Below are 15,022 nucleotides of genomic sequence, written 5' to 3'. Positions count from 1 at the left end.
CAAAGTACTGGTACTGCATGGCCACGAATCCGCGGCCCCAGCAACAGCTTGCGGTCTGGAACGATCCGCAAGCTGTTCCTTACGTGCACATCGATCGCGTCACCAAGAAGTTCGGTGACTTCGTCGCGGTCAACAATGTCTCGCTGAAGATCTACAAGAAGGAGCTGTTCTGTCTGCTCGGCGGCTCGGGCTGCGGCAAGACCACGCTCCTGCGCATGCTGGCGGGCTTCGAGGAGCCCACCAGCGGCAAGCTCTTCATCGACGGCGTCGATGTGACCGACATCCCGCCGTACGAGCGTCCGGTGAACATGATGTTCCAGTCGTACGCGCTGTTCCCGCACATGACGGTGGAACAGAACGTCGCGTTCGGTCTGAAGCAGGACGGCGTGGCCAAGGACGAGATCGCCACGCGTGTCGACGACATGCTCAAGCTCGTGCGACTGCAGCAGTTCGCCAAGCGTAAGCCGCATCAGCTCTCGGGCGGTCAACGGCAGCGCGTCGCATTGGCGCGGTCGCTGGTGAAGCGTCCCAAGTTGCTGCTGCTCGATGAGCCGCTTGGCGCGCTCGACAAGAAACTTCGCGAGCACACGCAGTTCGAGCTGGTGAATCTTCAGGAACAGCTCGGCGTCACGTTCGTGGTCGTGACTCACGACCAGGAAGAAGCGATGACCCTGTCGTCGCGCATCGGCGTGATGAATCAGGGCGAGATCATCCAGGTCGGCACGCCCAAGGACATTTACGAATATCCGAGCAGCCGGTTCGTCGCCGAGTTCATCGGCAATGTGAACATGTTCGAAGGCCGGCTGATCGAGGACGAGCCGGATCACGTGCGCATCGATTCACCTGAGTTGGGCGGCACCGTGTACGTCGATCACGGCGTGAGCTCGGCGCCCGACGCAGTGGTGTCCGCTGCGATTCGTCCGGAGAAGATCAATATCTCCCTCGAGAAGCCCGCGCAGACCGACAACGTCACTCAAGGCGTGGTCAAGGAGATCGCGTATATGGGCGACATGTCCGTGTACCTGGTGCAGCTCGCCTCCAACAAGATCGTGCGAGTCACGCAGCCCAACACCTATCGGCATGCCGACGATTCCATCACCTGGGAGCAGACGGTGTACTTGAGCTGGCATGCCTCCAGTCCCGTGGTGCTGAGCGAATGAGCGCGCGTGCTGAGGCGCCGCGCCGGCATCGTCACAGCGCGGGAGTTCAGCTCATTCTCGATTTCCTGCACCGCCTGCCGCCGTATCGCTGGACGCAGGCCCGCCTGGTGCGTTGGGGAATCACGGGACGCACGGCGGTCGCGGCCGTTCCGTATTTCTGGCTGCTGCTGTTCTTCCTGGTTCCCTTCATCATTGTTTTGAAGATTGCGTTCTCGGACGCGCGTATCGGCATTCCGCCCTATCAGCCGTTGATACAGTGGATGGAAGGCGGCGTGATGCAGATCAACGTGCATCTGAAGAACTTCTACAACATGATCGAGGACAGCCTGTACTGGAAGGCTTATCTCAACTCGATCAAGGTCGCGGCGATCTCCACGCTGCTGTGTCTGCTGATCGGCTATCCCATGGCGTATGCCGTGGCGCGTGCGCAGTCGACGTGGCGTCACATCCTGCTGATGATGGTGATCCTGCCGTTCTGGACGTCGTTCCTGCTACGCGTCTACGCGTGGATCGGCATCCTCAAGAACAACGGGCTCATCAATAACTTTCTGATGTGGACCGGCCTCATCGACGAGCCCATCGTGATGTTGCAGACGGACTTCGCGATCTACGTCGGCATCGTGTACTCGTATCTGCCGTTCATGATCCTGCCGCTGTACTCCAACCTGGAGAAGATGGATCTGACCTTGCTGGAAGCGGCGGCCGATCTGGGCGCGCGTCCGTTCAAGACGTTCGTCACCATCACGCTGCCGCTGTCGTTGCCGGGCATCGTCGCCGGCTCCATGCTGGTGTTCATCCCGGCGGTCGGTGAGTTCGTGATTCCGGAGCTGCTGGGCCCGTCCGACTCGTTGATGATCGGCAAGGTGCTCTGGCAGGTGTTCTTCACCAAGCGCGATTGGCCGGCGGCATGCGCAGTGGCGATTGCGTTGCTGTTGCTGCTGGTGATTCCGATCGTGTTGCTGCAGCGGGCGCAGGCGGCCGAGGCTCGTGGAGCGCATCGATGAAACAGTCATCGACGTTCCGCATATCCGTGCTCGTGTTCGGCTTCGCGTTTCTGTACATCCCCATCCTGTCGCTGATCGTTTACTCGTTCAACAAATCGCGACTGGTCACGGTGTGGGGTGGCTTCTCGACCCAGTGGTACGGGCGTTTGCTGGAGAACCGGCAGATCCTGGATGCGGCGTGGCTGTCGCTGAAAATCGCTGCGATCAACGCGACGGGTGCCGTCATTCTCGGCACGCTGGCAGGACTCGCGCTGGCGCGCTTCGGTAAGTTTCGTGGCCGCACGCTGTTATCGGGTATGACGACCGCGCCGCTGGTCATGCCTGAAGTCATCACCGGCCTGTCGTTACTGATGTTGTTCGTGGTGATGGAGGGCGCCTTCGGTTGGCCCGCGGGCCGCGGCTTCACGACGATCACTATCGCGCACATGACGCTGACGTTGGCTTACGTGACGGTGATCGTGCAGTCACGGCTGTCCTCGCTCGACGACTCGCTCGAAGAGGCGGCGATGGATCTGGGCGCGCGTCCGGCGAAGATCTTCTTCCTCATCACCTTGCCCATCATCGCGCCAGCGCTGGTTTCCGGCTGGTTGCTGTCGTTCACGATTTCGCTGGACGACCTGGTGGTCACCAGCTTCGTCTCCGGCCCAGGCTCGAGCACGCTGCCCATGGTGATTTTTTCCAAAGTGCGGCTGGGCGTGAGCCCGGACATCAACGCGCTTGCGACCATCATCGTGCTGCTCGTGACCATCGGCGTCGTCGTGTCCGGCATCTTCATGGCGCGGCAGGAAAAACGCCGCCTGCGCGACATGCAGATGGCGGCGGCTGCTAAATAAGACTTACGGAAGCTCCGATCAATCGACTTCCTGGCCTCGGCAAGTCTGCAACTGATTGAAATGCTTTGCGGATCGAAGCAGATGAAGTCGAGTAGTGGCAATTGATCAAATGGTTCCTGCTATCGCCGTCGCCCGGAGCATCGGCGAGAATGCGCGCCTGATTATCCGTGGGGGCGGAGATGAAGATCCGTTCGAAACTGCCGCACATCGGCACGACGATTTTTACCGTCATGACCAATCGCGCCCGGGAGCTGGGCGCGATCAATCTGGCGCAGGGCTTTCCCGACTACGACGCGCCGGCCAGGCTGAAAGACTTGCTCGCTTACCACGTCGCGGCCGGTCACAACCAATACGCGCCGATGATCGGCGTCGCCGAGTTGCGCGAACAGATCGCGCTGAAGCTCGGCACGAGTTACGGCCGTTTCCCCAACCTCGATAGCGAAATTACGGTGACGCTCGGCGCGACCGAGGCGATCTTTTCCGCCGTGGTCTCGCTCGTGCATCCCGGCGAGGAAGTGATCCTGTTCGATCCTTCCTACGATTCGTATGCGCCGGCGGTGATTTCCGCGGGCGGCCGGCCGATTCATATTCCGCTCGATCCGCCGAAGTTTCAGATTGATTGGGACCGCGTGCGTGCCGCAATCACGCCTCGCACTAGGCTGGTGATGATCAATACGCCGCACAATCCCGTGACGACGGTGATTCCGCGCAAGGAGCTGGACATCCTCGCGGAGATCCTGCGGCCGACAGATGCGCTGGTGATTTCCGATGAAGTCTACGAGCACATGATTTACGACGGCGCCCGTCACGCGAGCATCGTCGAGCATCCGGAGTTGTATGAGCGCGGCGTCGCCGTGTTCTCTTTCGGCAAGACGATGCATGCCACGGGATGGCGCGTCGGCTACGCCGTGGCGCCGCCCGATATCACTCGCGAGATCCGGCGAGTCCATCAGTTCAATACCTTCAGCATCGCGCATCCGCTGCAGCTGGCGATCGCGGACTTCCTGAAGGAAGTCCCTGAGCACAACGCGGGATTGAGCGCGTTCTATCAGGCCAAGCGCGATCGTTTCCTCGAGCTGCTGCGCGACTCGAGCTTCAGCTGGACACCAGCGGCTGGAAGTTATTTCCAGCTGCTGGATTTCAGCGCTATCACCGATCAAATGGACGTCGAGTTCGCCGACCGCGTGTTGCGCGAGGCCGGCGTCGCCTCGATTCCCGTTTCGCCGTTCTACACGGCACCGCCGAAGCTCAACGTTTTACGCTTCTGCTTCGCCAAGAACGATTCGACGCTGGAAGAAGCGGCCGCGCGGCTCTGCAAGCTTTAGCTCGGTCGGCGCGCTTTGGGGCGGGCGCGGTACACGTCCGCCACAGACACGCCTTTCACTCCCGCCGCAAACAGGCTGTCCACCAGCGACTCCGCTTGATCGCGATCCTCGACGAGCCGGCGCATCAATGCCGCTGCCTCCTCTCGAACCAGCAGCGGAGCGCGCACGCTGGCGTAGCAACGGCCCGGTCGCAACAGTGCGTCGTCGACGTCGGTGACGTTCGGCAAGTTGGTCGTAAAAATAATCTTACGCCCCTGCGCGCGGACCACGCCGTCGGCGATCGCCAGAAAGCGATGCAGATCGTGATTGCCATTGCTACGCGCAAGCAGCAGATGATCCGCATCCTCGATGACGAACGCGTCGTGCTGACCGGTGATGAAGTTGACGAAGATCTCGTCATTCTCCAGCGCCCGCTTGTCCGCCGTGTACATCACTTTCGCGCTGTCGCCCTTTCGGTCTGACATCGCGCCCAGGATCGCGCGCACCAGCCTGGTTTTGCCGGTGCCCGGCGGTCCCAGCAACATCAGCACCGTCTCGTCCGCGTCCAGGTAGCCGCGAATAAAATCGGGCACCGAGCGGCCCAGCGCGGGGTACGCCTCGTCATACATTTCATCGGCGACCAGTTCGTCGAACGACGTCGAGCTCAGTCCCATGCGGGCGGACATGAAATACCAGTCGAGCGTGAACACACGCCGGCGCGCATACGCTTCGCCGATGATACGAATCAGCTTCTCCCGCAACTCATCGACCCGCGCGATGCTGTCGGCCCAGAAGCTGAAGCCGCAGGAGGTGAACCCGGCGGTACGGGAGCCTTCGACGTTGACGAGAATGCCCGGACCTTCCAGCAGCAGCTCGCCGATGCCGAGCCGGCAGGCGCTCAGGCCGCAATGCAGGGCGATGTCGTCGAACAGCTCCTCCAGCTTGCGTTGCGACGCATAGCGCACGTGGCGATACACCGGATACTTCGCAGCGACGCTCTCGAGCGCGCGGATCGCCCGCGCTTTGAGAATCGTCTCGGCGAAATCATAGATCTCATGATGAAAGTTCAAGCCGACCGCCAGCGGGTTGGGCTCCGGCTGCGTCCGGTCGGGGTTCAGCTTGTGAATGCTCATAAAGTTTTGCGAATCCAGAATTCAACGCCAGCCATTCTTATGTTCCAAAATGGCAAAACCCCTGGCAGGTTTCCCAGCCAGGGGTTTGTTGGAGCCAAAGGGCTACGCACCTGACCTGCGGGAGCGGGCGCGCTCCGCAAGTCATCTCGCGAAACTAACGCTCGTGTTTATTGATATCGAGGTTGAGATTGGGCGGTGCGAACATTGATCGGCTCCTGGAGGCCGTTGTGAACTCGGGGTCGCGCATCCTACTCGCGGCCGCGCCGGTGTCAACGATTTTTCCATGAATACTGGCGATGGCGTGCTTTGCGCCGTATCTTCTCAATCATGAGCGCGCTTAATGTCACATTGATCCAGACCGATCTGGCCTGGCACGACCCCGAGGCCAATCGCCGGCGCCTGCAGGAGCGCTTCGCCGCATTGGCGGGAAAGACCGACCTGGTCGTGCTGCCCGAAATGTTCACGACCGGTTTCACCATGGCGCCGGAGTCCGTCGCTGAATCTGCCAATGGGCCGACGGTCAGCTGGATGCGAGAGCAGGCGGCTGCGCTCGGGGCGGTTATCACCGGCAGCATCGCGACCCAGGACGGCGATGATTACTACAATCGCCTCGTGTGGATGCGGCCTGACGGCACGCATGAGACCTACGACAAGCGTCATCTGTTTCGGATGGCGCATGAGCAGGATCACTATCGCGCAGGGTCGCAGCGACGGGTGGTCGAGTTGAAGGGCTGGAAGATCCTGCCGCTGGTTTGTTACGACCTGCGCTTTCCGGTCTGGAGCCGGAACCGGAGTGACGACGGCTACGATGTGTTGCTGTACGTCGCGAACTGGCCGGAGCGACGGCGCTATCCGTGGCAGACGCTGATCAAGGCGCGAGCCATCGAGAATTTGAGCTATTGCATCGCTGTGAATCGGGTGGGTAAGGATGGCACGGGCGTCAACTACACCGGCGACAGCGCGGCGATCGACTATCTCGGTCAGCCGATGACGCCGCCATCAGAACAGGAGTTCGTTGCGACGGTGACGTTGGACAAGACGGCGCTCGACGGATTCCGCGCCAAATTCCCTGCGCATCTGGACGCCGACGACTTTCATTTGATCGGGCTCGAGCCATGAAAATCTCCACTCGTTTGAATCACCCGCCCAGCGTCAGCGTGCCCGCCGACAACCGGCCGCTGGTCGCCCCGATCTATCAATCGGTGAAGTTCACCTTCGACGATGTGGCCGAGTCGGAGCGGCAGTCGCGCGGGCAGCGTGAAGGATTCCAATACTCCCGCGTCTCCAATCCGACGTTGGAGCAACTGGGTCTCACGCTCGCCCAGTTGCAAGGTCGCGACGAATGTTTGCTGACTGCTTCGGGCGTGGCGGCCGTCAATCTCGCGGTGCTGGCGCTGTGCAAGCAGGGCGATCATGTGGTGCTGTTCGCGGAGATGTATCAGCCGACGCGGTACATGATCCGTCGGGTGCTGGCTCGCTTCGGCGTCACCCATTCCATGCTTTCAATCGAAGACACCGCAGGGATCGAGCGGACGCTGGCAAGCAAGCCGACGCGCCTGGTGATCTTCGAGACCCCGACCAACCCTGTGCTCAAGGTTGCGGACATCGAAGGCATCACGGCAGCGGCGAAGCGGCACGGTGCGTTGACGGTGCTGGACAATACCTTCGCGGGCTTTCACAACCACGGACAGTTCGACATCGATGTGTTCGTGCATAGCTTGACGAAGTACGCCTCGGGGCATGGCGACGTGATGGGCGGCGCCGTGATTGCCCGTCGCGAGATCATCGACAGGATGCGGCATGACTTCATCGTCATCGGCGCAACGCTCGATCCTCATACTGCGTTCTTGATCCAGCGTGGATTGAAGACGTATGCGCTTCGATATGAGCGTCAGTGCGCGAATGCCTTGGAGATCGCGCGGTTCCTCGAGACGCATCCGAATGTGGAGCGTGTGACTTATCCCGGGCTGAGCTCACATCCACAGTATCAACTGGCGCAACGGCAGATGCAGGACGGTGGCGCGATCGTCTCCGTCGAGCTGAAAGAGGGCGGGGTGGCGCCGACGACGTTTGCGAATGCGCTGAAGTTGTTTGCGATCTCGGCGAGCGTTGGCTCGACCGAATCGCTGATTCAGCCGGGGCAGTTGATGCGGCCCCGGGATCTCAACGAAGCCGAGCAAAACTGGGCCGCGGTCTCGGATCGGACCATGCGACTGTCGATCGGCGTTGAGGACGTCGAGGATTTGATCGCGGATTTGCAGCAGGCGTTAGCGGCGGGCTGAGCCCTCACTCCTTCGGTGCGTGCGAACTCCAGTTGTTGATCTCCCGGGCGAGTTGCTGCTGGCGTTGATAGCCCGTCGCGTACATCAGCGCCAGTTCTAGATACTGTTTGGCGGTCGCATAGTCGTCGCGGGCGTAGAGATACGCGAGGGCGTAGGCGATCTCGTCGTCGCGAATCTTTCGATCGCGCCAGGCGCGGACCAGGCCGTCGCGGGCGAGGTCGTCGGCCCGTTGAGCCCAGATGGACGCGGTGCCCGCGTATAACAGCGACTCGACGTCGTCGGGTGTTTCGTCCAGCACGCGGGCGAAGTGATAACGCGACTGGCGCGCCAGATCCATCAGTTCCTCGCACCGGCAGGGCAGCTTCTCGAAGGCCGCTTGGTAATAGAGGAGGCCGCAGGCCTTAGCGACGTCATAGGAAGCGGATCTCACGGTGCAGCCCGCATCCGCGATGGACATTGCAGCCTCGCGCTCGTTGCGAAGAGCATGCAAGGCGCCGAGCCGCAGTGTCGGAACTGCATCGGGGGCCGCGCCAGCTGCCCACTGTTGAAACAATGCGAGGTCGTTGTCGTCGGTCCGGGCCGTTGCGAGTTTGAAATCGGCGATGGCGCCGAAGGCCTCGGCATCGGTGATCTTCACCGCTTCTCGCTGAGCGGTGTCGGGCAGCGACACCTTCAACTCCGCCAGCATGAATGAGGTGCGCTTCGAGTAGGCGCGCAGCTCCTTCTCGAAGGCACCGTTATCGTCAGGGAAGGCCTTCGCGAACGCTTCTTCCTGCTTCAAGCCGTCGCTCAGATACGAGCGATATTGTTCGATCTGCCGGCCGCGCTGCCGGTTATCGCCGAAGGTCACATAGTGCATGATCAGCCAGGAGCCGGCGTAGAACGAGTTCGCCAATCGTTCCTTCTCATATTCCGGCGAGTCGTGCGACACGCCGAGCAGCGTCTGGAGCGGCATCCACGGATTGGATTGCAGGCTGACCCAGCGCCACACCGGCACGCCGCCGACCTTCACCTTGTCGCCGCCCGAGGAACGAATCGTGCTGAGTAACTCCGCATAGCCCTCGTCGTACCAAGTCGGCAGCTCGCGACCGCCCGAGTTCTGATGCAGGATCACGTGACTCAGCTCATGAAACAGCACGGGCGCATCGCGCGTCCAGGCGCTGCCATCGATCACCATGTGCACGCGTCCCGGGCGCGTGAACACGAAGCCCGCTCTGCCTTGCCCGCCCGACACGTAGCGCTGCCACGATTTGGGGCTGAGCACGAGGATGGTCATCGGCACCTTGAAACGGGTATTCACGTTCGGGAGCAGTTGCGCGACTGTCACCTGGTACACGTCCAGGTCCCGCAGGATCTTCTGGGATTGCTTGGGCGACAGCTCGCTGACGATGCGAATGGGGGCGGCGTCGATGGTGTGCCAGGCGGCTTGAGCGGCGCCGGACAAGAATAAGAGCGCCGCGAAGCAGAGCGCCTTTGTTTGCTGGAACATGAGCTGATTCGGTATTGCCGCTGAGCCCTGAGTATAACCAACCGATGTCGCGAGGCAGCGACTGTCAGACACGCTCTTAACAATAACCTTGCTCGTCAACCGCCAACGACGATCCGCGTTGTATCTCCCAGACCGCGCTTGATCTGGAACTACACGAGGAGCCGTCCATGCAGGTCGCAAATGTCACAAAGCGTCGCTGGGTGCTGATAGTCGCCGGCGTCATGGGGATCGCTAGCCTGAGTCAGGCCGAGGCTGGAGTGCGAGATCCTGGCGTCAATGCTCGCCAGCAGAATCAGCGGCAACGGATTCAGCAGGGCGTGCGGTCCGGTGAGTTGACGCGTCGTGAGACCGGGAAGTTGGCTCGGGAGCAGCGCGATGTTCGGCAGCTGGAGCGCGCCTATAAATCCGATGGCGAGTTGACTCGGGCCGAGCGGGTCGATTTGCATCAGGAACAAAATCAGGCCAGCCGCGATATCTATCAGCAGAAGCACGATGCCCAGGATCGTCCGCCGGCAGCGGTGCGCGATCCTGGCGTGAATCAGCGGCAGGCGAATCAAACCGGTCGGATCGTCAACGGCGTGAAGACTGGCGAGCTGACACACGACGAGGCACAGGAGCTGCGCGACGGTCGGCGTGAGATCCGGCAGACCGAGCAGGCCTACAAGGCCGATGGCACGTTGACCCGGGATGAGCGCATCGACCTGCACCAGGATTTAAATCAGCAGAGTCGCGACATCTACGACGCCAAACACAACGAACAGACACGGGACCCATAGTTTTTCTGACGACCCAACTTTGCACCTTCCCGCCTCCCCCAGAGGCGGGTTTTCTTTGTCCGTGAACTTCTGTCGTTCCTGCATGGCTTGAATCCTGAGGCCGCGGCTCCAGTATTGTGCGGCCATGGCTACTCTATCCGTTCTCGACCTGTCGCCCATCGCGGCGAACAGCGACGTCGCCCAGTCCCTGCGCAATTCGCTCGACCTCGCTCAGCATGCCGAGCGTTGGGGGTACAAGAGGTTCTGGCTCGCGGAACATCACAGCATGCCCGGCATTGCCAGCGCCGCCACGGCGGTCGTGATCGGGCATGTCGCGGCGGGAACGTCGAGCATACGAGTCGGGGCGGGCGGCATCATGTTGCCCAATCATTCGCCGCTGACCGTGGCCGAACAATTCGGCACGTTGGAATCTTTGTTTCCCGGCCGGATCGATCTTGGCTTGGGCCGTGCGCCCGGCTCCGATCAGGCGACGGCACGAGCGCTGCGGCGGACACTCAATTCCGATCCGGAGGCATTTCCGCAAGATGTGCTGGAGCTGATGGCGTACTTCGGGCCGTTACAGGAAGGTCAGCGGGTGCAGGCAGTGCCGGGACAGGGATTGAATGTTCCTTTGTGGATTCTCGGTTCCAGCTTGTTCGGTGCGCAGGTCGCGGCGGCGTTGGGATTGCCGTTCGCGTTCGCCTCGCATTTCGCGCCGGGGCAGCTGATGCACGCGCTGGAGATTTATCGGGCGCGATTCAAACCGTCGAAATATCTGGACAAGCCGTACGCGATGGTCGGGTTCAACGTGTTCGGTGCCGACACGGATGAGGAAGCGAAGGTGGTTGTGACCTCGATGATGCAGGCGTTCGTGAATCTGCGCTCAGGCACGCCGAAGAAACTGCAGCCGCCGGTGCCGGGGTATTACGAGAATCTGCATCCGCACGATCGGTCGATTCTCGACGAGGTTTTATCTTGTTCGGCCATCGGCACGGTGGACACGGTGCGGCGCGAGCTGAAGGCGTTTGCGGATGTGACTGGCGCGGACGAGATCATCGTCGCGTCGATGATCTACGATCATGCGGCTCGGTTGCGCTCGTATCAGATCGCGGCGGAGGCCAACGCGGGCTAGGGCTGACCCGGATATTTCATGGCGCCGAGCCGCGCCAGCATCTTGGACAGCTCTTCCGGGCTGATATAGAAATACTCACAAACGCGTCCCCAGAGCATGGGGGTGGGCACGTTGTGATCGCCGCGTTCCTGTTGCGTCTGGTGCAGCACGTACAGGACGATGCGCTCCTTGCGGGTCAGGCCGTCGCGGACGTCGGGGATGTCGTTGTAACTCATTGCTGTTTGCCGCCGGCAGGCGCAAGGTATGCGGTAAATTCTATTCAGAGGGAAGCCGCATGGACACCAAGCCCGCGACTGCCGTCGACCCGAAGTCGTTCTCGACCTTCGAGGAATTTTATCCCTTCTACCTGTCCGAGCACAGCAACCGCGCCTGCCGCCTGCTGCACTTCATCGGCTCGACCCTGGCGCTCGGCTGCCTGGTGCTGCTGCTCGCCACCGGCGACGGCTATTGGCTGCTGGTCGGCCTGTTGTGCGGCTACGGCTTCGCCTGGGTGGGTCATTTCGCCTTCGAAAAGAACAGGCCCGCCAGCTTCCAGCGGCCGCTGTATAGTTTCCGCGGCGATTGGGTGATGTATCGGGATATCTGGCTGGGAAAGGTCAAGATCTGAACAAGAAGAAGATTGCGCTGGTCGTCGCGCTATTGGCGGTCATTCCGTTCCTATTGCCCGAGCGCGGGCGCATCCCCGTGCAGGGCGCCAGCGCTCGTGACTGGAACAAACAATCGTTCTGGTACGAGCCTTGGGGCCAGTCGGGCGTTCACAAGGGCATCGATATATTCGCTCCCGCGGGCCGGCCGGTGGTCGCGCCGGTGTACGGCACGGTGGTCTATCGAGGGCAGATGGGAATAGGCGGCAACGTCGTCGCCGTCCTCGGGCCGAAGTGGCGAATTCATTACTTCGCTCATCTGCGTAGCTCGAGCGTCCGGCCATTGCAGATCGTGACGGCGGGCGACGCGCTAGGCACCGTAGGAACATCGGGCAACGCTGCGGGCAAGGCGCCGCATTTGCACTATGCGATCTTGCAAGTGATCCCGCGCGTGTGGAAAGCCACGGGGCAGACGCAGGGATGGAAGCGAATGTTCTTTGTCGATCCCGGCGAAGTGATCGCGTGAGCTAGAGCTGGCTCGTCTTACTGCGTAGCGCCGCGGCCTTCACGGCTTTTCTAATTCGCACGTACGAGCCGCAGCGGCAGAGGTTGGTCATGGCGGCGTCGATGTCGGCGTCGGTGGGGTTGGGGGAGCGGTTGAGCAGGGCTACGGCGGAAAGGATCTGGCCGCTTTGGCAATAGCCGCATTGAGCCACGTCGGTTTCGATCCAGGCTTGTTGGACGGGATGCAGCTGGCGTTCGCCGCTCGCCAGGCCTTCGATGGTGACGATGGAGAGTCCCTTGGCGTCGGCCACGCGCATCACGCACGAGCGGACGGCGCTGCCGTTGGAAAGGACCGTGCAGGCACCGCACTGTCCGATGCCACAACCGAACTTTGTGCCTTTGAGTCGCATGTCCTCGCGCAGAAACCATAACAGCGGCATCTCAGCTTTGTCGTCGGGCGCCGCGATGGGGTCGCGATTCAATGTGAATTCGATGGGCATGGCAGTGCTCAGATCTTGAAGCTGTCCGCGATTGGCATGCGACGCACGCGTTTGCCGCAAGCGGCGAAGATGGCGTTCGCCAGCGCGGCGCCGGCGGGAGGAACGGGAGGTTCGCCGACGCCGGTGGGGTCGTAACCGCTATCGATGATTTCAACGTCGATGGATAGCGGCGCCTCGCGCAGTCGCATCCAGCGCAACGTGCCGAAGTTGTCGTTCACGACGCGGCCTTCGCTGACATGAACATCGTTGAACAGCGCGGCGTTCAAGCCGTCGATGAAGCCGCCTTCCATTTGCGAGCGAATGTGATTCGGGTTGATGGCGAAGCCGCAGTCAATCGCGCCCCAGGCGCGCAGGATCTTCAGTTCATTGCTATCGCTGACACTGACCTCGAGCACGCACGCCGCGTACGTGCCGAATGTGAAATGACCGCCGATTCCCAACCCGGTACCTTTGGGTCGCGGACGTTTCCAATCGGCGAGTCGCGCGGCCGCTTCGTAACATGCGGCCATACGGCCGGAATGAAGGCTCTTGGCCGCCCAGTTATCGATGGAATGTGCCTTGTACGGCTGCAGCCATTGCAGCCGAAATGCGAGCGGATCTTCGCCGGCCGCGTGGGCCAGCTCGTCGAGCATGGATTCGGTGGCGAAGGCCCATTGCAACTGAGTGGGAGCGCGCCACGGTCCGCACTGAATGTTTGAAGTGGGTCGGAAGCGCTCGACTCGATAATTCGACACGACCTTCGCGGGAAAATAGTCGCGGGCTTCGGGCCAGCCGCGGGTTTGTGCCTGGCGATGATGCCAGGCGACGATGCGCTTGTTCTTTAGCGCCGCACGTACGCGCATGACGGCGGCGGCATCGAAGAAGTCGCGCTGGATCTCGTCTTCGCGCGTCCACGTCACTTTGACGGGGCGTTTGATCCGATGACTCAACGTCACGGCTTCCCGAACGTAGTCGAGCTCCGAGCGACGGCCGAAGCCTCCACCCATGCGCTTGCTGATGACCTTCACCTTCAAGGCATCAACGCCAGCGATACGTTCGACCTCGCGCGCGACCCAATGCGGCACCTGATGGCCTGTGACAATGGTGGCGCCATCGCCGCGAACATCGGCAATACAGTTGTGAGGCTCCATGCACGCATGCGCGAACAGGGGCTTCTCGTAGGTGAGATCGAGCACCAGGTCGGCAGTGGCGAACGCGGCGTCCACATCGCCGTCGTCGACGAGCTTTTCCGCCGGCTCGCTACTCAGGACCTGGCGATGAAACTCCTGCAGCTGTCGTGTCGAGTCGTCGGTCGCCGCGTTCTTCCATTGCGCTTGCAGTGCTTTGCGCCCTTGCATCGCCGACCACAGACTGTCGGCGAGCACGGCGATGCCGGCCGCGAGGACCTGTGCTTCGCCGCCCGGCCAATGATCTTCGACTTTGCGCGGTAGCTCGATGAGGTGACGTACGCCCGGCACGGCCAGCGCCGCCGCCTTGTTGTAACTCGCGATCTCGGCGTTGAGGGCGGGTGCTCGCTCGATCACGGCCTGCAAGGCATTCGGATAATCTTCGTCGATGGCGAACAGCGGGCGTCCCATCACGATGTCGCGAACATCCACGACGCCGGCATCCTTGCCCATGATGCGATAGTCGGCGCGTTGTTTGAGCTTCACCTGGTCAGGATTCACTCGTCGCTCAGCGGCCTTGCCGGCGAGCTCGCCATAGCTGAGACGGCGGTCTCCCGCCGGATCGATGACAAAACTGTCGCGAGCGATCAGCGTGTCTGCCGAAACCTGCCATCGGGCCGCCGCTTCTTCCACCAGCATGCGACGGACAGTCGCGCCGGCGCGGCGCATGTAATCCCAGTTATTGCGGACGGTCTGGCTGCCGCCGGCGCTGCTTTGGCCATATTGGTAGGCCACCTCGCCTTTGGAATCTCTGATCATCCGGACGGGCTCGTCCCGGGTGATGGTGACCCGCGACCAGTCCAGATCCATCTCGTCGGCCAGAATCATCGGGCCGGTGGTGCGCATGAACTGGCCCATCTCCATGACCGGCGACATCAGCTCGGCGGTGTTGTCCGGATGCAGGGTCAGATAGACGCACCAGGACGGAGAAGCCTCCGCCGCTCGCGCAGCCAACGACGAACGGGGAGGCAGGGGGATCGAGATCAGCAGCGCGCCGGCGGCGGACACCGAGGCTTTCAGAAAGGTACGGCGGTCCAGAAAATCGACGGACGGCGCTCGCATGCGGAAGGCTCTCCTTGGATAGGAGGCCATTGCAGCGACCGGGAGCGAAGGCTGCCAGCGAAATGTGATGGCGGAGCGCTCGATGTGACGAATGGCGGCCGTCAGGGACGAATG

Annotated in this window: 15 protein-coding genes; 10 read left to right on the top strand and 5 right to left on the bottom strand. The window is 61.7% G+C overall.

Annotated elements, in window-relative coordinates:
• The first annotated feature begins 17 nt into the window (after positions 1–17).
• From ACFPN2_RS08205 to ACFPN2_RS08190, 4 genes are all read left to right on the top strand, one after another.
• Entirely contained in the window at positions 18–1,160 is a 1,143-nt protein-coding gene (locus ACFPN2_RS08205) for an ABC transporter ATP-binding protein (protein WP_380596123.1), read from the top strand.
• Positions 1,157–2,164, top strand: coding sequence for an ABC transporter permease subunit (locus ACFPN2_RS08200; protein WP_380596122.1), 1,008 nt, complete (start codon positions 1,157–1,159; stop codon positions 2,162–2,164). The genes ACFPN2_RS08205 and ACFPN2_RS08200 overlap by 4 nt, the downstream gene beginning before the upstream one ends.
• Positions 2,161–2,997: an ABC transporter permease subunit gene (locus ACFPN2_RS08195; RefSeq protein ID WP_380596121.1), complete on the top strand. Its 837-nt coding sequence runs from the start codon at positions 2,161–2,163 to the stop codon at positions 2,995–2,997. Before ACFPN2_RS08200 ends, ACFPN2_RS08195 begins: the two co-directional genes overlap by 4 nt.
• A 179-nt stretch (positions 2,998–3,176) precedes the next feature.
• Positions 3,177–4,322: a methionine aminotransferase gene (locus tag ACFPN2_RS08190; RefSeq protein ID WP_380596120.1), complete on the top strand. Its 1,146-nt coding sequence runs from the start codon at positions 3,177–3,179 to the stop codon at positions 4,320–4,322.
• On the opposite strand, the gene ACFPN2_RS08185 is transcribed toward ACFPN2_RS08190, so the two are convergent.
• On the bottom strand, positions 4,319–5,434 hold the full coding sequence (locus ACFPN2_RS08185; protein ID WP_380596119.1) for an AAA family ATPase: 1,116 nt from the start codon (positions 5,432–5,434) through the stop codon (positions 4,319–4,321). The genes ACFPN2_RS08190 and ACFPN2_RS08185 overlap by 4 nt on opposite strands.
• Positions 5,435–5,761: 327 nt before the next feature.
• On the opposite strand from ACFPN2_RS08185, the gene ACFPN2_RS08180 reads away from it, so the two are divergent.
• Both ACFPN2_RS08180 and ACFPN2_RS08175 read left to right on the top strand, forming a co-directional pair.
• Positions 5,762–6,553, top strand: coding sequence for an amidohydrolase (locus ACFPN2_RS08180; protein ID WP_380596118.1), 792 nt, complete (start codon positions 5,762–5,764; stop codon positions 6,551–6,553).
• Positions 6,550–7,716: a trans-sulfuration enzyme family protein gene (locus tag ACFPN2_RS08175; protein ID WP_380596117.1), complete on the top strand. Its 1,167-nt coding sequence runs from the start codon at positions 6,550–6,552 to the stop codon at positions 7,714–7,716. The genes ACFPN2_RS08180 and ACFPN2_RS08175 overlap by 4 nt, the downstream gene beginning before the upstream one ends.
• A 4-nt stretch (positions 7,717–7,720) precedes the next feature.
• On the opposite strand, the gene ACFPN2_RS08170 is transcribed toward ACFPN2_RS08175, so the two are convergent.
• Entirely contained in the window at positions 7,721–9,205 is a 1,485-nt protein-coding gene (locus tag ACFPN2_RS08170) for a hypothetical protein (protein ID WP_380596116.1), read from the bottom strand.
• 167 nt (positions 9,206–9,372) lie between these two features.
• On the opposite strand from ACFPN2_RS08170, the gene ACFPN2_RS08165 reads away from it, so the two are divergent.
• A complete protein-coding gene (locus ACFPN2_RS08165) occupies positions 9,373–9,981 on the top strand; it encodes a hypothetical protein (RefSeq protein WP_380596115.1) in 609 nt (202 codons plus the stop codon).
• A 124-nt stretch (positions 9,982–10,105) separates the two neighbouring features.
• Positions 10,106–11,092, top strand: coding sequence for an LLM class flavin-dependent oxidoreductase (locus tag ACFPN2_RS08160; protein WP_380596114.1), 987 nt, complete (start codon positions 10,106–10,108; stop codon positions 11,090–11,092).
• Here ACFPN2_RS08160 and ACFPN2_RS08155 read toward each other — a convergent pair.
• Positions 11,089–11,307, bottom strand: coding sequence for a hypothetical protein (locus tag ACFPN2_RS08155; RefSeq protein ID WP_380596113.1), 219 nt, complete (start codon positions 11,305–11,307; stop codon positions 11,089–11,091). The genes ACFPN2_RS08160 and ACFPN2_RS08155 overlap by 4 nt on opposite strands.
• 59 nt (positions 11,308–11,366) lie before the next feature.
• On the opposite strand from ACFPN2_RS08155, the gene ACFPN2_RS08150 reads away from it, so the two are divergent.
• Positions 11,367–11,699: an Mpo1-like protein gene (locus ACFPN2_RS08150; protein ID WP_380596112.1), complete on the top strand. Its 333-nt coding sequence runs from the start codon at positions 11,367–11,369 to the stop codon at positions 11,697–11,699.
• Positions 11,696–12,202 (top strand): M23 family metallopeptidase, encoded by a 507-nt coding sequence (locus ACFPN2_RS08145; protein WP_380600079.1) that lies wholly within the window; start codon positions 11,696–11,698, stop codon positions 12,200–12,202. Before ACFPN2_RS08150 ends, ACFPN2_RS08145 begins: the two co-directional genes overlap by 4 nt.
• Position 12,203: 1 nt before the next feature.
• Here the strand turns inward: ACFPN2_RS08145 and ACFPN2_RS08140 are convergent, their stop codons facing one another.
• Together ACFPN2_RS08140 and ACFPN2_RS08135 are read right to left on the bottom strand one after the other, a co-directional pair.
• Positions 12,204–12,680, bottom strand: coding sequence for a (2Fe-2S)-binding protein (locus ACFPN2_RS08140; protein ID WP_380596111.1), 477 nt, complete (start codon positions 12,678–12,680; stop codon positions 12,204–12,206).
• 8 nt (positions 12,681–12,688) lie between these two features.
• Positions 12,689–14,908, bottom strand: a complete 2,220-nt coding sequence (locus ACFPN2_RS08135) for a molybdopterin cofactor-binding domain-containing protein (protein ID WP_380596110.1) — start codon at positions 14,906–14,908, stop codon at positions 12,689–12,691.
• Positions 14,909–15,022: the final 114 nt, after the last annotated feature.

The organism is Steroidobacter flavus, assembly GCF_042651805.1.
Classification (GTDB): domain Bacteria; phylum Pseudomonadota; class Gammaproteobacteria; order Steroidobacterales; family Steroidobacteraceae; genus Steroidobacter; species Steroidobacter flavus.
Note: the sequence above shows the minus strand (reverse complement) of the source record. Positions and strands in the feature narration are given on the sequence as shown.